Source organism: Leptolyngbya sp. 'hensonii' (assembly GCF_001939115.1).
In the GTDB taxonomy this organism is placed as follows: domain Bacteria; phylum Cyanobacteriota; class Cyanobacteriia.
Map to the genome: position 1 here is coordinate 1 of NZ_MQTZ01000028.1, position 22,550 is coordinate 22,550.

At 51.6% G+C, this 22,550-nt stretch carries 17 protein-coding genes, 1 tRNA gene and 1 pseudogene; 10 read left to right on the forward strand and 9 right to left on the reverse strand.

Annotated elements, in window-relative coordinates; translation table 11 throughout:
- Positions 1–234 (forward strand): annotated as a pseudogene (locus BST81_RS09545) (IS1 family transposase); the annotation flags it as partial.
- Between the two features lie 506 nt (positions 235–740).
- On the opposite strand, the gene BST81_RS28000 reads toward BST81_RS09545, so the two are convergent.
- Complete coding sequence (locus BST81_RS28000; protein ID WP_171974711.1) at positions 741–884, reverse strand: hypothetical protein; 144 nt, start codon at positions 882–884, stop codon at positions 741–743.
- 93 nt (positions 885–977) lie between these two features.
- On the opposite strand from BST81_RS28000, the gene BST81_RS28005 reads away from it, so the two are divergent.
- From BST81_RS28005 to BST81_RS09565, 4 genes are all read left to right on the forward strand, one after another.
- A complete protein-coding gene (locus BST81_RS28005; protein WP_171974712.1) occupies positions 978–1,607 on the forward strand; it encodes a DnaJ C-terminal domain-containing protein in 630 nt (209 codons plus the stop codon).
- A 217-nt stretch (positions 1,608–1,824) separates the two neighbouring features.
- On the forward strand, positions 1,825–2,859 hold the full coding sequence (locus tag BST81_RS09555) for a glycosyltransferase (RefSeq protein ID WP_075598318.1): 1,035 nt from the start codon (positions 1,825–1,827) through the stop codon (positions 2,857–2,859).
- 98 nt (positions 2,860–2,957) lie between these two features.
- Positions 2,958–4,076: a DNA-processing protein DprA gene (dprA, locus tag BST81_RS09560; RefSeq protein WP_075598319.1), complete on the forward strand. Its 1,119-nt coding sequence runs from the start codon at positions 2,958–2,960 to the stop codon at positions 4,074–4,076.
- 660 nt (positions 4,077–4,736) lie between these two features.
- Positions 4,737–5,147, forward strand: coding sequence for an AbrB family transcriptional regulator (locus BST81_RS09565; protein WP_075598320.1), 411 nt, complete (start codon positions 4,737–4,739; stop codon positions 5,145–5,147).
- Positions 5,148–5,158: 11 nt separating this feature from the next.
- On the opposite strand, the gene BST81_RS09570 is transcribed toward BST81_RS09565, so the two are convergent.
- The 5 genes from BST81_RS09570 to BST81_RS09590 form a co-directional block, all read right to left on the reverse strand.
- Entirely contained in the window at positions 5,159–7,060 is a 1,902-nt protein-coding gene (locus BST81_RS09570) for a chloride channel protein (protein ID WP_075598321.1), read from the reverse strand.
- Between the two features lie 147 nt (positions 7,061–7,207).
- Positions 7,208–7,279: transfer RNA gene (locus tag BST81_RS09575), tRNA-Asn, on the reverse strand.
- A 54-nt stretch (positions 7,280–7,333) separates the two neighbouring features.
- Positions 7,334–7,897 carry an NYN domain-containing protein gene (locus tag BST81_RS09580; protein ID WP_075598322.1) on the reverse strand — a complete coding sequence of 188 codons (564 nt, stop codon included), beginning with the start codon at positions 7,895–7,897 and terminating at the stop codon, positions 7,334–7,336.
- Between the two features lie 108 nt (positions 7,898–8,005).
- Entirely contained in the window at positions 8,006–8,686 is a 681-nt protein-coding gene (locus BST81_RS09585) for an energy-coupling factor ABC transporter ATP-binding protein (protein WP_143780292.1), read from the reverse strand.
- Positions 8,687–8,700: 14 nt separating this feature from the next.
- Complete coding sequence (locus BST81_RS09590; RefSeq protein WP_075598324.1) at positions 8,701–8,970, reverse strand: DUF3107 family protein; 270 nt, start codon at positions 8,968–8,970, stop codon at positions 8,701–8,703.
- A 234-nt stretch (positions 8,971–9,204) separates the two neighbouring features.
- Here BST81_RS09590 and psbD point away from each other — a divergent pair, with 234 nt between their 5' ends.
- The 4 genes from psbD (at position 9,205) to BST81_RS09610 (ending at position 15,117) form a co-directional block, all read left to right on the forward strand.
- Positions 9,205–10,263 carry a photosystem II D2 protein (photosystem q(a) protein) gene (gene psbD / locus BST81_RS09595; protein WP_075598325.1) on the forward strand — a complete coding sequence of 353 codons (1,059 nt, stop codon included), beginning with the start codon at positions 9,205–9,207 and terminating at the stop codon, positions 10,261–10,263.
- Between the two features lie 676 nt (positions 10,264–10,939).
- Positions 10,940–11,221 (forward strand): 4a-hydroxytetrahydrobiopterin dehydratase, encoded by a 282-nt coding sequence (locus BST81_RS09600; protein WP_075598326.1) that lies wholly within the window; start codon positions 10,940–10,942, stop codon positions 11,219–11,221.
- Between the two features lie 236 nt (positions 11,222–11,457).
- Complete coding sequence (locus BST81_RS09605; RefSeq protein WP_075598327.1) at positions 11,458–13,206, forward strand: iron uptake porin; 1,749 nt, start codon at positions 11,458–11,460, stop codon at positions 13,204–13,206.
- A 198-nt stretch (positions 13,207–13,404) separates the two neighbouring features.
- Positions 13,405–15,117, forward strand: a complete 1,713-nt coding sequence (locus tag BST81_RS09610) for an iron uptake porin (protein WP_075598328.1) — start codon at positions 13,405–13,407, stop codon at positions 15,115–15,117.
- Between the two features lie 119 nt (positions 15,118–15,236).
- Here BST81_RS09610 and BST81_RS09615 read toward each other — a convergent pair whose 3' ends face one another.
- Both BST81_RS09615 and glsA read right to left on the reverse strand, forming a co-directional pair.
- A complete protein-coding gene (locus BST81_RS09615; RefSeq protein ID WP_075598329.1) occupies positions 15,237–16,691 on the reverse strand; it encodes a bifunctional orotidine-5'-phosphate decarboxylase/orotate phosphoribosyltransferase in 1,455 nt (484 codons plus the stop codon).
- A 13-nt stretch (positions 16,692–16,704) separates the two neighbouring features.
- Entirely contained in the window at positions 16,705–17,637 is a 933-nt protein-coding gene (gene glsA / locus BST81_RS09620; protein WP_075598330.1) for a glutaminase A, read from the reverse strand.
- Positions 17,638–17,845: 208 nt separating this feature from the next.
- Between glsA and BST81_RS09625 the strand changes: the two genes are divergently transcribed.
- A complete protein-coding gene (locus BST81_RS09625) occupies positions 17,846–20,224 on the forward strand; it encodes a prolyl oligopeptidase family serine peptidase (RefSeq protein WP_075598331.1) in 2,379 nt (792 codons plus the stop codon).
- On the opposite strand, the gene BST81_RS09630 is transcribed toward BST81_RS09625, so the two are convergent.
- Complete coding sequence (locus BST81_RS09630; protein ID WP_075598332.1) at positions 20,199–22,346, reverse strand: PAS domain-containing sensor histidine kinase; 2,148 nt, start codon at positions 22,344–22,346, stop codon at positions 20,199–20,201. The two genes, BST81_RS09625 and BST81_RS09630, sit on opposite strands and share 26 nt — an antisense overlap.
- Positions 22,347–22,550 lie beyond the last annotated feature (204 nt).

Here is a 22,550-nt window from a genome sequence, read left to right on the forward strand (position 1 = left end):
CGATTAGAGAGAACCAATGGTATTATCCGGCAACAAACAGGACGGTGGCATCGACGGCAAAACAAGTTTGGCAAGGTGTGGGAGCAAACGAAGGTGACTACACGATTGGTTGTCAGTTATTTCAATTGGATTTGGCGGCATAGCCGATTCAAAACCACAGCATCTCAACGAGCAAACTTGGCAGCAGAGCCTTGGACTTGGCAAGACTTCGCAACTTATCCAACAATTATTTGATGCACAACCGATAAATCCGTATTTACCTACTTGAAAGAGCGCCGTTCTGCTGGAATTTGATCGTCTGAGCTTGAAATACTCAAACAGAAGTACAGCAAAAAATCCACCACCAACCTAGAGACATGGAGCCTACAAAACCTCTGCGACCTCCGCGCCTCTGCGGTAATTAAGGCAACAATATACTTGGCACACCAATCCCTTTCCCCTCATCCCCCACCCCCTTCTCCCACAATGGGGAGAAGGGGCATTAACGCTTAATTTCTCCCCTCTCCCGCTCTGGGAGAGGGGCCGGGGGTGAGGGCAGTGTTGGTGCATGAAGTATATTAATGCCGTAATTAAGACACCCCTGTGGTTATAAGACTCATCAACTCCTTGGAGTCATCATGGCAAAGTGCGATTACTGCGGATCATCCATTTGGTTCGGGGGAGTCACTGCTGGCAATTATCGATTCTGCAATGCTAATTGTCAGCGCAACGGGTACCAGTTGATAGCCTCCAACCTGGTTTCAGAAGAAAGCTTGATGCAGCAGGTCAGGCTGATCCATCAGGGCACCTGTCCACGTTGCAATGGACCAGGCCCGGTGGATGTCCACCTTTCCTACCGCGTCTGGTCCATATTGCTGATGACTTCCTGGAACAGTCGCCCCCATGTCTGTTGCCGCCCTTGTGGGCGTAAGGAGCAAATTCAGGACTTTGTATTTTCCCTCTTTCTAGGATGGTGGGGCTTCCCTTGGGGCCTGATTATGACTCCGGTGCAATTGATCCAAAACCTGAGTGCGATGGCCAGTGGGCCAGATGGCTCTCGCCCCTCCGATACCCTGCGCCGCCTGATTCAAATTCATATTGGGGCCAATAGTGTTGCCCAGCAGAATCATTCTGGCCTTGCCAGAGGAGATGACCTCCGACTTGATCTGGAACTGACCTTCCAGGAGGCTATCTTTGGCTGTGAGAAGGAAGTCCAGATCATGCATTTGGAGCGGGATGGGGCGGGAGGTACAGTCCAGGTTGCTAGAGCACTAAAAATTGAGGTCCCCGCCGGAGTGGATTCCGGAACCCGCCTGCGGGTAGCCGGGGAAGGAGACGCAGGGGCCAATAATGGAGAGTCGGGAGATTTGTACCTCTATCTCTTGGCCCCAACAGAAGCAGACGGATGGAAGCGAGAGGATATCAACATTTTGTCTGATCTCAAAATCACGAAAGCTCAGGGTCAGAATGGAGATCAGGTGACTGTGAACACCATTCATGGAGAGGCCATCCTGACAATTCCACCGGGAACCACCTCGGGCGATCAACTGACCCTTAAGGGAAAAGGAGTCCCCAAATTAGGCTACCCCAATCAAAAGGGCGATCACATTGTACGGATTTTACTCTAAAGGTATATAAATTGAATTATGGCTGTCCCAATATCAGGCAAGCACATCGGCTTATTACGGTTGGTAAGTAATCCGGCCTAATGATTTCCATAGAATATAGACCCCTCCCCAAGTTCAAAATAATGACCTGACTTGGGTTTTGGGTTTAGCTGACCACAGCCACCTGAACAAACCGTGATGGAAGCCTGATCTCCCAAAGTATATTTGATCTAAAGTTATGTCTTCTCTACCCCCTATTTACTTTTACCTGCCGGAATGGGACCAGTCAGAAGAGAACCTTCCCGATGTCAATACCTATGTTCAGACCCAGTTTAGTGGTGGTATCTATGCCTGGACTTTGCAAACCTTTTTGCACTTAAAGGCCCATGGTTTTCCCTGCCAATTGGTAGGTCAAATGCCAACTGCAGGTATTGTGCTGGCTCACCGAAACTCCATCCCGGCAGGCTTTAAGCCTTCTTCGCAAATCTTGCTGGTCTGTTTACTGGCGGATAAGGAACGGTATCCCTATGCTCAAGTTCATGTTGTCCTGAATTGCCGGGATCCCCTATTACAGCAGGGAATGTTTTGGGAGAGTTATTTCATTCCTCACTGGCGTCAACCGGGGTTAATCCCCCGTGATCCGGCGCGGGGCGATCGATTTGAGTCCATTGCCTATTTTGGGCATGAGCGAAATCTCGCTCCAGAACTCAAGTCCATTGCATGGCAAGAGCGCCTCAAAGCAATGGGTCTGGTCTTTAAAATTGTGGGAAGTCAGGATTGGCACGATTTTAGTCAGATAGACGCCGTACTGGCCATTCGGGGATTTAATCACAATCCCTATACAGATAAACCCGCTACCAAGCTCTATAACGCCTGGTGTGCTGGCGTTATAGCTGTTCTGGGGCCGGAATCTGCCTATCAGGCGGAACGGCAATCTCCCCTGGACTATTTGGAGGTCAGAACTCCAGAGGAGACTCTGGAGGTTTTGCAGCGGCTTCGAGACGATAGTCAGCTCCGACGCGCCATCGTGGCCCATGGTTGGGAGCGGGCCAAAATGGTGCAGCCAGAGCAGGTCGTTCAACGCTGGGAGGAGATGATTACGGAGAAGCTAGTGCCCGCCTACGATCGCTGGTGTAGCCTGACAGCCCTGGAACGGGGGCTGTTTTTTCTCCAGCGCTACCTGTCTTTGAAACAGCATCGCCTGCTCAACCGATGGAGAAAACTGGAGGGCGCATTAGCCCTGAGAAAACCAGCGGGAATGACAAAAACGTAGACAGTTGTAGATTCAGTCATTCTGCTGATTGAGTTGCAGGGGCTTGATCCTGCAGGATACGGAGAGCAACTCCGTCCACCGATCGTGGAGAAAGTCTCTTGCAGGAAGAACGTCTATTCTGGTTGGCCTGGTCCCAAATACCAGGAATTGGGTCCGTCATGCTGAATCGTCTGCGACATCGCTTTGGCACTTTGAAAACAGCCTGGGAAGCTGAGCCTGCAGTTCTGATGACTGTAGAAGGGGTGGGACCGCAGATGTTGGAAGCGATCGTCCAGACCCGGCCTACCATTCAACTGGAACAGTCGCTGCAACAACCCTTTCCCTGCTGGGTTCCTGATGATCCAGACTACCCCCCCCTGTTGCTGGAAATTCCCAGTTCCCCGGCAGTCCTTTACTATCGGGGCCAGGTTGCACCTGGGGAACATCGGGATGGCCCGCCTTGTGTGGCGATCGTGGGGACTCGTCATCCCTCTGAGTATGGGCGGCGCTGGACTCGTAGTCTGACCAGAGCATTGGTGAGGCAGGGGCTGACGATCGTTTCCGGGTTGGCTACTGGCATTGATACAGAAGCTCACCGCAGTTGCCTGGAAGCCGGTGGGCGGACTCTGGCTGTGCTGGGCAGTGGGGTGGATGTTATTTATCCGACCCAGAATCAACCTCTCTATCAACAAATCCTCAATCAGGGACTGGTGCTGAGTGAGTATCCTGCTGGAACAAAACCCGATCGCGGCCACTTTCCCCAGCGTAATCGCATTGTGGCCGGGCTCTGCCGGGCAGTAATTGTTGTGGAAGCGCCTGTAAAATCGGGCGCGCTGATTACGGCTCATCTGGCTAATGACTATGGGCGAGAGGTGTATGTTCTGCCGGGATCCCTGGATAATCCCCAGTCGATCGGTTGCCTGGGATTGATCAGTAAGGGCGCTCAGGTAATTCTGGGGGAAGATCACCTGCTAGAGATGCTGGGCACTATTCCTGCCCTGGATGGCATGACCTCAAGCCAGCCTCCGGCCCAACTGAGCCTGCCCATCTCTGGTCTGGCCCCAGAACTGCAGCAGGTGCTGCAGGCAGTGCGCCCAGAACCAACTCCCTTTGATATGCTGGTGCAACGATCGGGTTTACCCGCTGCAACGGTGTCCAGCACACTGCTCCAACTGGAATTATTGGGGCTGGTCAACCAGTTACCAGGGATGCGATATCAAGCTTCAGATCAGGCTTGATGACGACTTTTTCATATCAATGCTTTGGATGAAGACGATTTGGGTTGAGCGGTGGGGCATCCTATAAAACTATTATTGGAGCAGGAATATTTCGTAGGAATGCCATCACGATAGCCTGGAGATTACTGTACAGAATGATGGCGAGAATTTTTTCGGGGTCTGTTGATAAACGCTTTGTCTAGATATCAGGATTTGATGGTGTGCTAAAAGCCTGACGCTATCAGAGTTAACTTGATTGATAAATCGCCTCTCCGTGAAGTTACAGATTCGAAGAGTGATGAACTTTCTGATGTTCGGTTCTGTGGAAATCAATCATCAGTGATATCAAAGGTTTACAAATTTATCTTTTCGAAGCTGGTTTATCCTTCAAATTAGAATTTGCATTTAAAAGAATTAAATTATAAGGCATCAAATTAACGGGGTCAGTGTACTATAGTTTTTATGCTTGATAACAGAATCCAAGAGTTTAAAATATCTGTATGCCAGCCTATACATAGGATCCAGTTCATAGATAAGTCCTAATCTCTGAGTCTAAATATCTAAGTCTCTCGAATATTCGAGTGTTCTGATACCTAAGTGTTTCCCTATTTGCTCTTCTGTCTGAGTTAATAACCCTAAAGCAAGCCAAAGGCATAAACCAAGCGCGTGAACCCAAAGCAAATGACTAAGAAGAAAAAGATTGAGCCTCTAACTGGTGAAGAGTTGCTCAATAAGGTGAAGGAGTTGGAAAATCTGAGCGAAGAAGAGAAGGCTAAGGCATGCGGTTACTACACTGTTACAAAGAGTGGTGTAGAACGGGTCAACATGATGAAGTTCTTAAAGGCTCTTCTTGATGCGGATGGTCTGGAGCTCGATGGGAAGCAAAATGGTAACGGACGGGGTGGACGTAGTGCAAGCTATCGCATCAGTGTGCAGTCCAATGGCAATTTGCTGATCGGTTCGGCCTACACCAAGCAGATGAATCTGATTCCAGGGGATGAATTTGAAATTTCCCTTGGGCGTAAGCATATTCACCTGCGCCAGATTGATAAGGGAGAAGACTTGGATTTAGAGGATCTGGAAACAAACTAGAACCTGCAGTCTCAGGCTGTTTGCTTTAACTCAATTGCCTGGGCTTTATTGGGGATAGGTGGCAAAGGTAACTGATTTCTCAGCGCCTTTCTCGTCGTTGCTATCGTGCAGGCGAAAGCAATTTCTTCCTGCTCGAGCAATCCAAGAACTTGCTGGGGATGATCTCGATCAATGACCGGAAGTTGCCTCAATCCACGGGCTGCCATCCGCTTTAAGGCATCCGCCAGAGGCTCGTCTTTATAAGCGTAGAGTAATTCAGTAGTACAGATCTCTTTAATCGTTCGTCCAGAAACAAGATTAGAAGCTTGTCCAGCCTCTATTTTGTCTATTGCCCGATTAATATCCTGGAGGGTGATAATTCCAATCAGTTGGTCGGCTTCATCTTTAACCAGGGCACTGCGAGAATGGCTGTTGATCAAAATCCGGCCTGTATCCAGAATGGATAGGGAGGCAGGTAGGGTCAACAAAAAAGGGCGCATCGCCTCTTCCACCGAAAGCTGTTGAAGTGTTTCCAGGTCTTCACCTGTCTTTACATCTAGCCCCATTTGCTCCAGATTAAGGGAGCCAGATGAAGCAGGTTTTAACCGCTCGACCAACCAGACAGCCAGCCCTACTGCGGCCATGAGCGGTAAAACAATGCGGTAGTCTCGCGTTAATTCAAACATCAGAATAATTGCAGTCAGAGGAGCCCGGGCACTGGCGGCCAGCACCGCTGCCATGCCAACCATGGCATAGGCAGGGGGCGCAGCAATACTCAACCAGGTTGTTGATAAGATCGTCGCTGCAATTTTGCCATAAGCTGCCCCCAGGGATGCACCCAAAAACATGGCTGGGGCAAATATCCCCCCGATTAGGCCACTTCCCAGGCTGATGGCTGTCATTGCCAATTTGACCACCATGAGGGTGAGTAAAAGTTGTAACGGTACTTCTACGTCTCGCAAAATGGCTTCAATCGTTTCATACCCAACCCCCATGATTTGAGGCCAATGGAGGGCGGTAATGCCCACGATCGCTCCACCCAGCACCGGTTGGATGGTCTGAGGAAGATTGCCCAGCCAGGAAAACCTGGGAATCTTTCCCTGAAAACAACTCCGACAAAATTTGATGGCCTGGGTATAGGAAATAGAGACCACACTGGCAAAAAAACCAAGGCCAATGTAGAGAGGCAATTCCAGCAGGCTCCGAACTTCATAGGACGGCAGAGCAAAAGCGGGTTGTGCCCCCAACCCGATCTGGGCAATCAACGCTGCAACGACAGCAGCCAGCAGCACAACGCTGACGGCTGAGGTCGCAAAGGTAGTGCCGAGGACGACTTCCAGTGCAAAGAACACCCCTGCGATCGGCGCATTAAAACCAGCGGCTAATCCGGCGGCAGCCCCTGCTCCTAGGAGGAGGCGTTGACGTTCTCGGGAAACCTGTAAAACTTGCCCTAGGAGCATGCCAAAATTGGCTCCAATCTCAACACTGGGTCCCTCTGGCCCTAAGGAAGCGCCCGTTCCCAGGGAAACAGAAGCCGCTACCATTTTGGGAATGGGCTTTAAGGGCAGTGGAATAGAACGTAATCCCCCCTGGGAAGCTGCAATCATGGATGAAATCCCTGGCCCAAAGTCACGCCAGCGCCAGCGCATGAGACCTACAATCAGCCCCCCGATCGTGGGAACACAGGCAAGCGTCCAGGCTCCCATCGGGGCGATTACCCCCATCAAATTCTCCAGCATCAGGTTGTGAATCACCTGGATCAGGTAGTGGAAGGTCACCACTCCCATACCAGCGCCGACACCAATCAAAACAGCTAACAGCAATACGACCGTTTCTGGGTTCGGTTGCAAACGGTTGAGAATATGGCTAATCCGCTGTAATGGAGGAGGGGATACTGACGTCTCAGGCAACGACACATTAGGAGTAGGAGTCATCAGCGTGAGGATAAAAGCTCAAATAAAACTTAAAATTTATCTCCAATATTCATTGTGATTCATTAACGGCATGATTGGTAGTAGATACGTGATTAATCACGTATCTACTACCAATCGTATCTACTACCAATCATGCCGTTAGGAAAACTCCCCAGGTAGGATTCGAACCTACGACCAATCGGTTAACAGCCGACCGCTCTACCACTGAGCTACTGAGGATTGCTCTGCGTTTTTCATACTAGCGACAAGAGGAACTTTTTGGCAAGTACTTTTTTAAATTTCATCAGAATAGAGATGGCCGAAGCGGAGTTTGCCTAACTTCTGACGGGCAACTGGGTCAAGTGAGTGGGACAGGAAGCGGGAAGCAGGGCGACTGGTGGTTCGTTGCTGTTTCCGCACTCTTCTGGTAGCAGCCTCGACTTCATGGGCCAGCTTTTGAGCAGACATCCACTCAGCACCATACCCCACTACAGTAAGTTGCTGAGCCCGATCGGAGGTTGCGACAATCAAGCGTTGCTCAAACTTTCGAGAGTCATACCGGAAGGCTGCGCACATTTTCTCGATGTAAGTATCTGCAGTTTGTCCAAAATCTGTGTATTGAACTGAAACTTGATGAGTGACCACTTCGGTCGTTCCAGGGGTATCTTGATATTGAGAATCAAAAACAATTTGAGTGTCAAAACCCTGAAAAGCACTGTAGTTGGTCAAGGTTTCAATCAAATCTCGTCGGGCTGCCTCTAAGCTGGCACAGTCACGCATTCGCTTCAAGTCAGGCCAAGCACCGACTATGTTATAGCCGTCCACAAGGAGAATGGCTTGTGAGCGAGGGCGTTGCATGACGAGGAAGCTTGTTGAGTAGAGTAGAGATTTAAAAGGGGCATCATTTAATATGATGACATTTTTCGTTGCATTTCGTTAAAAATGATGCGTTGGCAACTCAAGAGGCTACATCTGTCTCATCATGCGCTGCTTCAGACGATCAGCGTCCCCCTGGTCAACAACCTTGCCCTCCTCCAGAAGAAAAGCACCATCGCAGTAATCCAGTTCATCCAGTCGATGGGTTACCCACAGTGCCGTAATGCCCCGACTCTTGACCAGATCCCGAACCCGAATTACCAGGTCAAGTTGGCTATCGGGATCTAGTAAGGCTGTTGGCTCATCCAGCAGCAAAACTTCGCAGTGGCGGGCAATGGCTCCCGCGATCGCAATTCGCTGCTTTTGTCCGCCACTCAAGGCATAAATTGGACGACGTAGCATCGGTAATAAATTGACAGATATAAGGGCTTCCTCAACGCGCTGCCGCACCTGCCCCGAAGATAGACGCTCCGCTACCAGGCCAAAAGCAACATCTGCCCCTACTGTTGGCATGACCAGTTGATGATCGGGATTCTGAAAAACGAACCCGATCGGCTCCGCAATCTGAATTTCCCCTGATCTAGGAGGCAGTAATTTTGCCAGCAGCCGAAGAAGGGTAGACTTACCACTACCATTAGTGCCCAAAAGCATCCAGAACTGACCTTTGGGAACCTTAAGAGAACAAGCGTTCAGCACAAAGTCATTATCTCCCCAGGCAAAGGATAAATCCTGAGTGACAATTCCAGGCTGAACGCCTTCCCCTGAAGTCATGGGATGAAAACCACTCATTCTGCCAGGGCAAAGAAACCAGGCGGTTTGCCGGAAGCAGTGGCAGTTGTTGCTTTTTCAGATAATTGCACTGCCGTAATCTCACTACTTAAAACACCAAACTTCTTACCTGCCTGATGCTCACAGGTCAACTCCAGAATTTGAGGGCTGGCCGCACTCAGAGCCTTTAAAACTTGCTGATAAATGGCCTCTGCATCCTGCGCTGATTTCCGCTGTACAGAGAGTGTAGCAGGGGAATTTTTGATCACAATATCGATGATGAACATAGGAGCCGTTTAAGTGGTGCAATAGATCTATAGCGTATCTCAAAATCTTCTAGCTATCGGCCAGAAGAGTTGCCAGGGAGGAGATGAAATTTTGAGGAGTTGTCCCTATAATTGGAGCATGGTAAAGAAAAGTAAACTCCGTTAACTTTTCATGCTGTTTGTGCCTGCAAAATATCATTAATACTGTTGTGGGCATGTTTTCGTACATAAATTTAAGAATCTGGAGATTGCGTCATGACCATAGCAATGGGACGCGCACAGGCAGAGCGGGGATGGTTCGACGTCCTCGACGACTGGCTGAAGCGTGATCGATTTGTGTTCATCGGCTGGTCTGGGTTGCTGCTGTTTCCCTGTGCCTACATGGCATTGGGGGGATGGCTGACCGGGACTACCTTCGTGACATCGTGGTACACCCACGGGTTGGCCTCGTCTTACCTGGAAGGCTGTAACTTTCTGACCGCTGCGGTTTCGACTCCTGCGGATAGCCTGGGCCACTCCCTGCTGCTGCTGTGGGGGCCTGAAGCCCAGGGAGACTTCACTCGCTGGTGCCAGTTGGGGGGTCTGTGGACCTTCGTGGCTCTGCACGGAGCGTTTGGTCTGATTGGCTTCATGCTGCGGCAGTTTGAAATTGCCCGTCTGGTGGGGGTTCGTCCCTACAACGCGATCGCGTTTTCGGCACCGATCGCGGTGTTCACGAGCGTATTTCTGATGTACCCRCTGGGACAATCCAGTTGGTTCTTTGCCCCGAGCTTTGGGGTGGCTGGGATTTTCCGGTTCATCCTGTTTGTGCAAGGGTTTCATAACTTCACCTTGAATCCGTTCCACATGATGGGTGTGGCTGGGGTGTTGGGTGGAGCGCTGCTGTGCGCCATTCATGGTGCGACGGTGGAGAACACCCTGTTCGAGGATGGAGACAAGCCGAACACGTTCCGGGCGTTCAATCCGACCCAGTCTGAGGAAACCTACTCAATGGTGACGGCGAACCGATTCTGGTCACAGATTTTCGGGATTGCCTTCTCCAACAAGCGGTGGTTGCACTTCTTCATGCTGTTTGTACCGGTAACGGGACTGTGGATGGCCAGTATTGGTATCGTAGGGATTGCGCTCAACCTGCGGGCCTATGACTTTGTGTCTCAGGAGATTCGGGCGGCGGAAGACCCTGAGTTTGAGACGTTCTACACCAAGAACATTCTGCTCAATGAGGGCATTCGCGCCTGGATGGCCCCTCAAGACCAGCCCCATGAAAAATTTGTCTTCCCTGAGGAGGTTCTGCCTCGCGGTAATGCTCTGTAATTACTGTCCAGGTTAGTCAATGTTTCAGAGCCCCTGCTGCGACAGCAGGGGCTTTTTTAAGACCCCTGTTAGCCTGAATCTATATGCTATGATTCAGTCAGAAATGAACCTTCATTTCCAACTCAAACTTCCTCCCCTGGTGAAAATCACTGGGGAATGCGGGTTTTTGATGGGGCGTTTCCTTGAAAGGTACCGTTCTCAGAGGAGACCCTCTTATTAAAGCAACCGTTTAGGGAATAAGGAGGTGATGCCCATGTCAGATAGTAGTAAATGTGTGGGTCATCAGGTTGAAATGAGCCGGCTGTGTGCTGGAGCTGTTCTGTAGCAGTTAATTCTATTCCAGGCATGGACTTCTCCAAACACTTCGTCATAGTCAGTTGCCTACTGTTAGTCAGTTGCCTACTGTAATTTGTCTGCGGTAGGGAATTGTCTGTGCGTAGTATGTATTTGGCACCATTGTTTTGAATTGATTGGCTGATACAGCTTCCTTCCAGCAGTCAGGTTTCAACCTGGAGACCCGACTAGACCGCTCTCACCCCAATAGCATGGTCCAATAAATACTGCTTTAATTAGCACTGTTTCTTGTGAGTTTATGCCTGTGGTGAGAGCGGATAGTTTTTTCAGGCTCAGGATTATTGTCTGGATTCCCTAACCTCTTCAAAGTTTGGAGCAGCTTATGTCTTCCCTACTGAATGATGCTGAAGTGCAGGCTCAGATTAGTCAGCTCAGTGAGAGTTGGAGCTTGGAAGATGGCAAGTTGCAATGTAAGCGCACATTTAAAGATTTCATTGAAGCTATGGCCTTTGTCAATCGTTTGATTGATCCCGCTGAAGCAGCAGGTCACCATCCTGATATTGCGATCTCCTATAACCGGGTTGCAATTACCCTCTGGACCCATGATGCGGGCGGTCTGACCAGCAAAGATTTTGACCTAGCTAAAGTAATTTCTGAACTGTAACGGGTGCTGAATCGTCAGGAATCTGCTACCATGGACAAAAGTGTAGTGTGGCATACACTTTCACCCAGAGCCTCAGAGTTAAGCTGAGGAAGTCCCTAAGTTAAATAAAGATTGTAATGTGGTCTTTTCAGGCCCATTGCACTCAAGTTCAGACGACATCACATTGTTCACGTTTACTTTATGGTTGTGAGCTTTGCTTGATTGTCTTAAAGATAGGTGTGAGGAGAACGAAAATTATGTCGAAACTCTTGTTCAAGTCTTTGGTCATTAGCCCCATTGCTGTGGGCGTTGCCCTTCTGTACTCTGGTTCCGCTCTGGCCCAAAGTGCCCCAACTTCTGCTCAAGGTAAGCCCTCAATCAGTGACATCAAGAAGTACGGCAGCGAAGGTAAGGGTCGTGCCACTGATTCCATGGATCAGGTTACATCCGTTTCTCAGCTCTCTGATGTTCAACCCACAGATTGGGCTTTTCAAGCTCTGCAATCTTTGGTTGAGCGCTACGGTTGTGTCGTCGGTTATCCAGATGGGACCTACCGAGGAAGTCGGGCTCTGACTCGCTATGAGTTTGCTGCTGGTCTGAACGCCTGTATGGATCGGGTTAACGAGCTGATTGCGGCTGGGACAGCCGACCTGGTCACCAAAGAAGATTTGGCTACTCTGCAGCGTCTGCAAGAAGAGTTTGCTGCTGAACTGGCTACACTCCGGGGTCGGGTAGATGCTCTGGAAGCTCGGACTGCCACCCTGGAAGCCCAGCAATTCTCAACCACCACCAAGCTGGTGGGTGAGGTTATCTTTGCCATCACTAGCCCTCTAAATAATCCTGGCATCCGGGATGTGGGTGGGGTTCCTACCGCACTACAGCCTAATGCTGTTTTGGCTCCTGTTGCTTCCAACAATCAAATCGTCTTCCAGGACAGGGTTCGTCTGGCTTTCAACACCAGCTTTACCGGTAAGGACTTGCTGGTTACCCGTTTGGATGCGGGTAACGCTCGTGCCTTTAATCTGCCTGGTGTCACCGCATCAGAGCCCACCCAAACGTTCCAGTTTGGTGCCTCTAATAACGTTGTAAACCTGGGTTGGTTGGCTTACTATCTGCCCCTGGGTGATAAAGGCCAACTGTATATCCCTGCTACCGCAGGTCTGCAGTATGACTACGCTCCCACCATCAGCCCCTACCTGGATGCTTTTGATGGCGGTACTGGTCCTCTGTCCATCTTTGCCCAGCGCAACACCATCTATGACATCGGCGGTGGCTCTGGTCTTGGTTTGAACTACAGCCTGACTAAGAACATCACCATCAGCTTGGGTTATCTGGCTGCCAATGGTACAACCTTTGCTGGTAACATTCCCACCCCAGGCAACGGTCTGTTTAATGGGAGCTATAGCGCTCTGGCCCAGTTGACTGTGAACCCCAGCGATGCCTTCTCTATCGGTTTGACCTATGTCAATGCCTACAGAACTCCTGGTAGCGCTATTTTCGATAACGGTGCTAATGCGCCTTCTGTGGGGACAGCCCTGTCCAACCTGGGTGCCACTGGTACTATACCGGGTGGTGCTGGTGCTGGGACTGCGGTTAACTCCTATGGTGTTTCTGCTTCCTACAAGTTCAGTCCAGCCTTTGCTATTAATGCGTGGGGGAACTACACCACCGCTCGCGTTATCGGTAGTCCCTTTGCTCCTGGTGCTGGTGGGGATGGGGAAATCTGGTCCTATGCTCTGGGCCTTGCATTCCCCGACCTGGGTAAGAAGGGCAACTTGGGTGGCCTTATCGTAGGGGTTCAGCCTTATCTGGCTGGCTTTAGAAACGGTGCTGGTCAGGTTGCTATCCGCACCGACAGCCCAATTCACATTGAAGGGTTCTACAAGTACCAGGTTAATGACAATATCTCCATTACACCGGGTGTGATCTGGCTGATTGCTCCTGGCCAGGACAGCCGCAATGATAATGCAGTGATTGGTACCCTGCGGACCACCTTTACCTTCTAATGGGTCTAAGGCCTTTTACTCTGGTTATCTTTTAGGTTAGCCAATAGAAAAGCCCCACCATGGTGGGGCTTTTCTATTGGGCCGCCAGAAATTCATGTATTCCTGTACACATGGATTTTTGGTTTCAGAGTGGTAGGTTGAATAGTGTCCTCGGAATAGTCCATAATCTGTGTGTACGGTGTGAGGTTACCCAAAATCATGAATCAAATTTTTTGGAAGTCACTGTTAGTCTCGCCAGCCATCCTGGGTGCTGCGCTGTTTGCTCCATTTGCTCAGGCTCAGGTTGCTCCTGAGACTCAAGTTGCTCCTGCTGGGAATTCATCAACCCTGAACCAGATTGAGATGTACAAGAACGGCTACACCACCGGTGCGCCAGTGATTGTCATCAACTCTGCGAATCAACTGACCTCTGTTAACCAGCTCTCTGATGTGCAGCCCACCGATTGGGCTTTCCAGGCTCTGCAATCCCTGGTGGAGCGCTATGGTTGCGTGGTTGGTTATCCCGATGGCACCTATCGGGGCAATCGGGCGATGACCCGCTACGAGTTCGCTGCTGGTCTGAACTCCTGTATGGACCGGGTGAACGAGCTGATCAAGAGCGCTACCGCTAACCTGGTGACCCAGGAAGATCTGGAACTGCTGAAGCGTCTGCAGGAAGAGTTTGCGGCTGAACTGGAAACCCTGCGGGGTCGGGTAGATGCCCTGGAAGCCCGGACTGCCAAGCTGGAAGCTCAGCAGTTCTCTACTACCACCAAGCTGCGCGGCGAAGTTATTTTTGCAGTTGCCGATGCTTTTGGAGATGCCAGTGAGGGCACGGTTGGAAGCGATACTGATCGCTACAACACCACCTTTGGTTATCGGGTACGTCTGAACTTTGACACCAGCTTTACTGGAACGGACCGGTTGAGAACCCGTCTGCAGGCCGGTAACATCATTGATGCCAATCAGACTGGTGTTGTAGGGAACTCTCCGGCTCCAGGTCGGGAAGGTCGCTTTGGTTTTGCAACCAATACTGGCGGTACCGTCGTGCTGGATGCTCTGGAGTATCGTTTCACCCCTGCCAAGAACCTCACGGTTTACATCTCAGCTAATGCCCGGGAATATAATGACCTGGTTGATGTTAACAGCCCCTTCGAGCCCAGCGAAAGTGGTGCCCTTTCCCGCTTTGGCCGCTTCAACCCCATCTACCGCACCGGTAACGACAAGGGTGTAGCCTTCCGCTACAAGTTCAGTGACTTCATCGGGATTGAGGGTGGCTACCTGGCTGGTGAAGCGAACGATCCTTCTCCCAACAACGGTGCTGTTGCTCCTAACGTGGGTTCCAATGGTCTGTTTGCAGGGGACTACGCCCTTCTGGGTCAGTTAGTGATCAATCCCCAGCCCCTCAAATTGGTTCTAACTTATGTGAACGGTTACAACGATAGCGGTCTCCAGCATGGTACTGGTAGCCGGGCTTCTAACCTGACGGGTGCTGTGTCCTACAACTCCTATGGTGCGTCCCTGTCCTTCCGCCTGTCTAAGGAGATCATGATTGGGGGCTGGGGTGGTTACACCGCAGGTCGCGGTTTAACCGCTGCGAACGGTGGCGACGCTGAGGTTTACAACTGGGCTGGATACATTGCCTTCTATGACCTGGGTGGCAAGGGCAACCTGGGTGGTATCATCGTTGGTCAGCAGCCGAAGCTGAGCTATAGCAGCACAGCAGCTCTGGCAGCAGGTAATGGTTTGCCTGCTGGGGCTACCAACGATCGGGACTATGGTATCCACATCGAAGCTCTGTATCGTTACCAGGTTAGCGATAACGTCGCGATTACCCCTGGTTTCATCTACCTGTCTGCTCCTAATCACACTGCTGGTACGGCTCAAGGTCCTATCTACATCGGTGTGCTGCGGACGACCTTCAGCTTCTAATCGGTTTTCTGGTTAGCTGTCTCACACTTATCACTTGTTGTATAAGCCCCGGTCACACGGGGCTTTTTCTTTGGCTCAGAGATAAGATTGGCAGGGCAGAGACGCGATAAATCGCGTCTTCACGGGGAGGGAGGATGGTCAGGGGCTGCCAGGATGGCGTCTTGCTGGGTAGCGGTGATGCGGCCACTCTGGTACAGGGTGGTGGTGATTTCGGAGAGGGTGAGGACGGCGTGTCCCTGATAGCCCTCCTCTGCCAGTCGGCCCATAACGCCCTGTTCGTGGTCGATCAGAACGACGATGTCCCGGACTTGGAGGCCGACGGATTGGAGTTTGGTGGCTCCTTCGATCGCACTGTTGCCGCTAATGAGAATGTCATCGACAACGACGACGGTTTCACCGGGCTGGAAGTTGCCTTCGACCAGGCGACGGGTGCCATGGGCTTTGACTTCTTTGCGGGGGTAGATCATGGGACAGTTGAGCTGCAGGGCCAGCCCCGTGGCTGTAGGGAGGGAGCCGTAGGGAATGCCTGCGAGGCGATCGAAGGTTAACCCCTGTAAAATTTCAGCGTAGGCACTCACAACCTTATGAAAAAGCTGGGGATTGGAAATAATCTTGCGTAAATCAATGTAGTAAGGCAGGGTCATCCCCGATGCCTGCACATAACTACCGAAGAGAATGCAACCGATGTCATAGAGTTGCAAAATTAAATCCTGATGGGGAGATTGACGGAGCAGGCAAACGTCAGGCAACCAGATGGCGCAAGTGGAATCTGGCTGATGGCTCAGGTCGCGGATCTGGTTAATCTCCTGGCGCAGGGCATGGATAGCCGAGGCTGGGCGATCGCGGCTCAAAATGTCCTGGGGAACTGGAATCAACAGCCCTTTACCATGGGTGTCCAGACCCGCCATAATGATGCGGTGGTAGTCTGGCGAGGCCCAAAGGCTCCGCAGTAAAATTAGCCGTTCTGGGGCCACAGCCCGAATCTGGGCCAGGAGTTCCGGGTGAATGGTGCCGACTTCCAGACCGACCTGTTCAACAGTTCCCCAATTCTGAGCTTCTCTGGCAATATGCAGGTAAAGCGGCTGTTCAGGAACAGGATATTCTTGCAGGGATAGGGCAGTCGGATTGGACGTACAACAAAGCACAAACGCGGCTTTGCCGGGATAAACCAGGAAAGGAGCTGCCTGATCCTGACCCGCATAGGGGCTGAGGGTGACGGCATCCACCCGCCAAGTTTCAAACAATGTTTGGGCCAGGATTGTGCCTGTGTTCAGATCCCCATGCTTGGCATCCAGGATTATGGGTATGGATGGGGGGATGATGGCCAGGACCTGTTGCAGCAACTCTAATCCCGGAGCCCCTAGAGCAGTGTAGAAGCCAAGGGTGGGTTTGTAAGCACATACCAGATCCGCTGTTTCCTGAATCACAAATTGGAGCCAGGTCCAGAGACGATCGATTAAGTCCCGACCCTGCAGATCGCGATCGGGTAACATTTCCAGACTAGGATCAAGGCTCACACACAACAGGCTGGCATGGGTTGTGATGGCACTGTTCAGTTTATCGGTAAAGCTCATAGGGTTGATTGTCTCAATTGAAGACGCTCAGGTCTAGCAATTGGGCTAATTCTTCAACCAGGAAAAGGCCCGCGATCGAGTTTCCATGGTCATCCAGGGCTGGACCGTAGCAGGCGATCGTGCCTTGGCCAGGAACTACAGCCAACAGGGCTCCACTAACGCCTGATTTGGCAGGGAGACCGATCCGGACAGCATACTGTCCGGAGGCTTCATAGAGACCACAGGTTAGCATTAGAGCATTGACCATGCGACGGTGGGTCCCCAGAGCAGAGACGCGATTAATCGCGTCTCTGCTCTGGGGGGTGGCCAGGAGGAGGCCCAGGAGGGCCAGGTCGGTGATGGTGCCAGAGAGACAACAGATGTGGTTGTAGATGTCCAGGGCGAGATCGCCATCGACCAGATAGCCCGACTGGGTTAGCATCGCTGTAATCTCTCGATTCCGTCGCCCGCCGGTCGAGCGAACAGAGGCCAGCATCTGTTGATCCAGCCCCAACTGGCATTGGGCCACCTGGTTGAGCCAGTGACGCAGGACTTCGCAGGCTTCTGGGGCATTGGCCCCTGGCAGGAGTGCCGACAGGGCGATCGCGCCACTGTTCAACATGGGGTTGCGGGGGCGGCCCCGATCGAGTTTCAGTTGCTCCAAGGAATTGAAGGGTTGATCGGAGGGTTCCACACCAACCTGTTTGAAAACCACGTCATGACCCAGATGTTCCAGCAGAAACAACAGGAGGAAGGGTTTGATCACGCTCATCAAGGAAAAAGTAGGGGGCTTGTCACCTGCTGAGATGCACAGCCCTCCCAGTTCCCAGACTCTTACCGCCACTGTTTTGGGGTTGATCTGACCCAGCAACGGAATATAATCCGGCTGACGGCCTTCCTGAATCAGGATTCTGGCTCGATCGGTCAGGGCTTCAAGTTGGGATTGGGTGAGAACAAGTAGAGACATGGGAGAATGTACTTTTGCCAGACTGCACTGGGTTAGACTGGGTCAGGCGATATAGCCTATTCCTACATCGTAGACATTGTTCTTTGTTGATATGGTTCAGGTGCTTCCAATTTCAACACAATGCAAGGCAATCCAACTGTGTTTGCAGACGATGATAGTTAGATTTTTTGCAATTGCATTGATATTGACATTCTTCTGTTTTGGATTCATGCTCAAACCCGTAGCAGCTCAGGTAACCTGGCAATCTCCACCCCCTCCCATTGATCAGATTCTGAATGCACCACCCCCACCCGTGGTGCTGTTTTCTCCCTATCACGAGTGGATGGTGCAGTTAGAACAGCCCGCCCTTCCGGCCCTCTCTGAACTGGCGGAACCGGAGATTGCCCTGGGTGGGTTTCAGATCAATCCCAAGACCAATGGACCCAATCGCCAGTTCACCTATCGAAATCTGGGGGTGAAATCCATCTCATCTGATCCGGTAACCCTCCTCCCTTTGCCTGAAGGTGCCCGAATCGACTTTTTGAAGTGGTCTCTGGATGGGCAACGGCTGGCCTTTACCTTGACCCAAGAACAGGGGTTGGAACTGTGGGTTGTGGATTTGCGCGATCGTGTCCCCCACCGCCTGACGGGGCCAATCCTCAATGCCACCTATGGGGACCCCTACGAGTGGTTGCCCGGAGAAGCAGGGCTTCTGTGTAAGGTGGTGCCGGGCGATCGGGGACCTGCGCCTGTCGAGAATCCTGTCCCGATCGGTCCTCTGGTGCAGGAGAACCTGGGTCGCAAGACCCCCACCCGAACCTATACCAATCTGCTAGAAAGTCCCCATGATGAGGCCCTGTTCGAGTACTACCTGACCTCCAGACTGGAGCGGATTGGTCTAGATGGTCAGCGCACACTCATGATGGAATCGGCCCTGATCGATGAGGCCATCCCATCACCGGATGGCAATTATATTTTGCTGACGACGTTCCATCGCCCTTTTTCCTACCAGGTACCTGCCTACCTATTTCCCAAACAGGTTCAGGTGCTGGACTTCACAGGACGGGCTCTCTATCAGGTTGCTGACCTCCCCCTGGCCGATGATCTGTCGATCAAGTTCGACTCGGTGCGCCCTGGTCGGCGGAAAGTCAACTGGCGGGCCGACCAGCCTGCAACTCTGTTCTGGGTAGAGGCTCTGGATGGGGGAGATGCCAGCCAGGAGGCTGCCCTGCGAGACCGTTTATATGAGCTGGCTGCCCCCTTTACAGCAGCACCGACCCAGCTCTGGCAATCAGAATATCGTTTCCGGCAGATCCTCTGGGGTCAATCAGATGTGGCTCTTGCCTGGGAGATCTGGTACGACAGCCGCCGGATCAGGATCTGGCAACTCAACCCAAATCAGCCTTCACGCTTGCCCCGGCTGTTGGTCGATCGCAGTTATGAAGACCAGTACAGTGATCCGGGGATGCCTATGACCACAACTGGGGTCTATGGTTGGGAGGTGCTGCGCTTGACTCCGGATGGGCTGGGCCTCTATCTGAATGGCCGGGGAGCCTCTCCTGCTGGGGTCTATCCTTTTCTGGATCAGATCAACTTGGAAACCGGGCAGAAGCAACGCCTCTGGCAGGCCAAAGACCCTTATTTTGAAGGAGTTGTGGAGATTCTGGACGATCGGGGCCAAACCCTGATTACCCGCCGCCAATCCCAACAGGAGCCCCCTAACTACTTTCTGAGACAACTCCAACGCGATCAGGTGATTCAACTGACGGATTATCGGGATCCAGCTCCCCAGTTTACAACGGTCCGCAAAGAGTTGATCCGGTATCAGCGCGCCGATGGGGTCCAACTATCTGGAACATTACACCTTCCCCCAGGCTATGAACCAAAGCGAGATGGGCCTCTCCCAACCATCTTCTGGGTTTATCCGACGGAGTTCAAAGATCGGGACAGCGCTGGTCAGGTGACTACGGCCAGCAATGCCTTCAGTCGTCCTCGCCGGACATCGGTGCTCTTCCTCCTGACCCAGGGCTATGCCGTGCTGGATAATCCCAGTCTCCCGATCGTGGGAGAAGGGAAAACTGAACCGAATGATACCTATATCGAACAACTGGTAGCCGGGGCCAAGGCTGCCGTGACTTATCTGGTCGATCGGGGCATTGCAGACCCCCAGCGATTGGGAATTGGTGGCCATTCCTATGGCGCGTTTACCACCGCCAATCTCTTAGCCCATAGTGATCTGTTTCGAGCTGGAGTAGCCATGAGTGGGGCTTACAACCGTACCCTCACGCCTTTCGGGTTTCAGGGGGAACAGCGGAGTTTCTGGGATGCTGCTGAAACTTATATTCAGATGTCTCCGTTTACCGTTGCAGCCAAAATTAAAGAGCCCTTGCTCTTGATCCATGGGGCCAATGACAGTAACCCTGGTACCTATCCCATCCAAACAGAGCGCTTTTACGAGGCCCTGAAAGGATTGGGGTCAACGGTTCGTTGGGTGGTTTTGCCGTTGGAGGATCATGGGTATCGATCGCGGGAAGCGATCGGTCATACTCTCTGGGAAATGATCCGGTGGTACGACCAGTATGTTAAATCCGATCCGGTGTCCCGATAGGGATGTCGGGGTCGAGCGGAATTTCGATACAAAATTCTGTGCCTTGCCCCGGTTCGGAGTGACAGGTGATCGTGCCTCCGTGACGCTCTACCACAATCTGGTGGCTGATAGATAGCCCCAGCCCCGTTCCTTTACCCACAGGTTTGGTCGTAAAGAAGGGCTGGAATAACTGTTGCCTGACATCCTCTGGCATTCCAGGTCCATTGTCCATAATGCGAATGATGGCCCGATCAGGGACCTGCTTGGTTCGAATCACAATCGTGGGGGCTTCCGGTTGTTCGATCACAGTTATGGAGGTTCTCTGGCTATGGACATTGACCAGCGCCTCTTCCAGGGCATCAATCGCGTTACTCAAAATATTCATGAATACTTGATTTAACTGACCGGCATAACAGGTAACGAACGGCAGTTGATCGTATTCCTTGATCAGTTGAATGGAAGGCCGCTTGTCAGTGGCCTTCAGACGATGCTGCAGGATGAGCAGGGTGCTATCGAGGCCAGCATGAAGATCCGCCAGTTTTTTCTGAGTCTCATCCACACGGGAAAAGTTACGGAGGGAAAGCATAATTTCCCGCACCCGATCGGCCCCCACTTTCATTGACGTGAGTAACTTGGGCAGGTCTTCCAACAGGTAATCCAGCTCAATGTCCTCAATTTCGGTCTGGATTTCCTCAACCGGGGTTGGGTAATGTTTTTGATACAGCCGAATCAGAGCAATCAGATCATCGGTATAACCAGTGGCATGGCTGAGATTGCCATAAATAAAGCTGACTGGATTATTGACCTCATGGGCCACTCCCGCAACCATCTGCCCCAAGCCAGAAATTTTCTCAGTTTGCACCAATTGGGCCTGGGTCTGTTGCAGCTTATGCAAAGACTCCTCCAGTTGATGGGCTTGCTCCCGCAATTGGGCCTCCGATCGCTGTAAGGTTTCTTCAGCGACCTTCCGTTCCGTAATGTCTTCGATCGTTCCCAAAATCCCAATTACCGTTCCGGTCAGATCGTGAATGGGAATCCGGTTATGCTCCGTCCAGAGCTGGCTCCCATCCTCCAGATCTTCCGTCTTGAGCAGACGCAGCTCGGCCCGATCGGATTCGATAATGTGGCGATCGTGTAATCGGGTGGCTTCCACGGCTTCCAGGGTCGCTCCAGGCAATTCGTTATCCGTTTTACCCACGATCGCCGCCGGATTACCCACACCCACGGCCTCAGCGAACAACTTGTTGCACCCCAGATAGACTGAATTCTGGTCTTTCCAAAAAATTTGCTGGGGAATATTATTCAGAATAATTTGTAGTAGCTCAACGCTCTCCCGCACCTTTTCGGCCCGTTTATACACCATAATTTCCTCAACGGTGCCTTCGTAGTAGAGGAGACGACCGTTATCATCGCTAACCACATGGGCATTTTCGGAAATCCAGATGGTGTTCCCATCCTGACGATAGACCTCTGATTGGAATCCCCGCACAATCCCCTGTTCTTCCATCAAACGGACAAACTCGGACCGGCGATTTGGATCAACATAGACCTGGGTGGAGATACTCTGCACACCCAGCAACAACTCAGCGGGCGATCGATAACCCAGAATCAGCGCCATCATTGGGTTAGCCATTAAGAAGCCCCCTGCAATGCTGGTCTGGTAGATGCCCTCAACCGCGTTATCGACAATGTTGCGATATTTTTCTTCACCCCGTTGCAGATCTTGCTTTTCCACAATATGGCGAGTAATGTCCCGACCCAGGGTGAAAACCTGAATTACCTCGCCGGTGGTAGAAAGGATAGGAGTATAGGTTGTTTCGTATAGATGAACGGAACCATGAATTGGAATTTCATGGATCACAACTTCCGAAGCAGCCGTTGCCAAGACTTTTTGGACAGTCACTTCTATTTGGGAAACCGCATAACGAAGTAGGGACGTGTCTTCGTAATGCTCCAGAAGCTCCCGATGGGTTTTGCCCAGAATGTCGTTAGCAGATAACCCTAACAGCCCTGCCCCGATCGGATTGATGTACGTATATTGAAGCGTTGGATTGTAGGCAGCGACTGGATCGGCTGAATGCTCAAAAAACAGTCGAAAGTGAGGGATAGGACTTGCTTCAACCTGCAAGGACGGATTGATCATACCTGAAGGGATTGCGGAGAAAGGGACAAAGCCTTAGCGCAATAGCAGAACCATCAGTTGGCAAATGTTTTGAATCGCAACTTTGCCGATAATGCGCCAATTCTACTGTAAGCAATTACCAATAAAAAACTGTATCTAAAAGTACAGTTTTGCCTTATTCGACAGGGCTAGCCCCATCAATAGTCTGGCTGGATGCAGCATCTT

Excerpts from the sequence above, each read along its gene's own strand:
- BST81_RS09605 (WP_075598327.1), top strand. The coding sequence starts at position 11,458 with ATGTCGAAACTCTTGTTCAAGTCTTTGGTCATTAGCCCCATTGCTGTG.
- glsA (WP_075598330.1), bottom strand. The coding sequence starts at position 17,637 with ATGTCTCTACTTGTTCTCACCCAATCCCAACTTGAAGCCCTGACCGAT.
- BST81_RS09610 (WP_075598328.1), top strand. The coding sequence starts at position 13,405 with ATGAATCAAATTTTTTGGAAGTCACTGTTAGTCTCGCCAGCCATCCTG.
- BST81_RS09630 (WP_075598332.1), bottom strand. The coding sequence starts at position 22,346 with ATGATCAATCCGTCCTTGCAGGTTGAAGCAAGTCCTATCCCTCACTTT.
- BST81_RS28000 (WP_171974711.1), bottom strand. The coding sequence starts at position 884 with ATGGGGGCGACTGTTCCAGGAAGTCATCAGCAATATGGACCAGACGCG.
- BST81_RS09570 (WP_075598321.1), bottom strand. The coding sequence starts at position 7,060 with ATGACTCCTACTCCTAATGTGTCGTTGCCTGAGACGTCAGTATCCCCT.
- BST81_RS09585 (WP_143780292.1), bottom strand. The coding sequence starts at position 8,686 with ATGACTTCAGGGGAAGGCGTTCAGCCTGGAATTGTCACTCAGGATTTA.
- BST81_RS09580 (WP_075598322.1), bottom strand. The coding sequence starts at position 7,897 with ATGCAACGCCCTCGCTCACAAGCCATTCTCCTTGTGGACGGCTATAAC.
- BST81_RS28005 (WP_171974712.1), top strand. The coding sequence starts at position 978 with ATGACTCCGGTGCAATTGATCCAAAACCTGAGTGCGATGGCCAGTGGG.
- BST81_RS09600 (WP_075598326.1), top strand. The coding sequence starts at position 10,940 with ATGTCTTCCCTACTGAATGATGCTGAAGTGCAGGCTCAGATTAGTCAG.
- BST81_RS09565 (WP_075598320.1), top strand. The coding sequence starts at position 4,737 with ATGACTAAGAAGAAAAAGATTGAGCCTCTAACTGGTGAAGAGTTGCTC.
- BST81_RS09555 (WP_075598318.1), top strand. The coding sequence starts at position 1,825 with ATGTCTTCTCTACCCCCTATTTACTTTTACCTGCCGGAATGGGACCAG.
- BST81_RS09590 (WP_075598324.1), bottom strand. The coding sequence starts at position 8,970 with ATGTTCATCATCGATATTGTGATCAAAAATTCCCCTGCTACACTCTCT.
- BST81_RS09615 (WP_075598329.1), bottom strand. The coding sequence starts at position 16,691 with ATGAGCTTTACCGATAAACTGAACAGTGCCATCACAACCCATGCCAGC.
- BST81_RS09625 (WP_075598331.1), top strand. The coding sequence starts at position 17,846 with ATGCTCAAACCCGTAGCAGCTCAGGTAACCTGGCAATCTCCACCCCCT.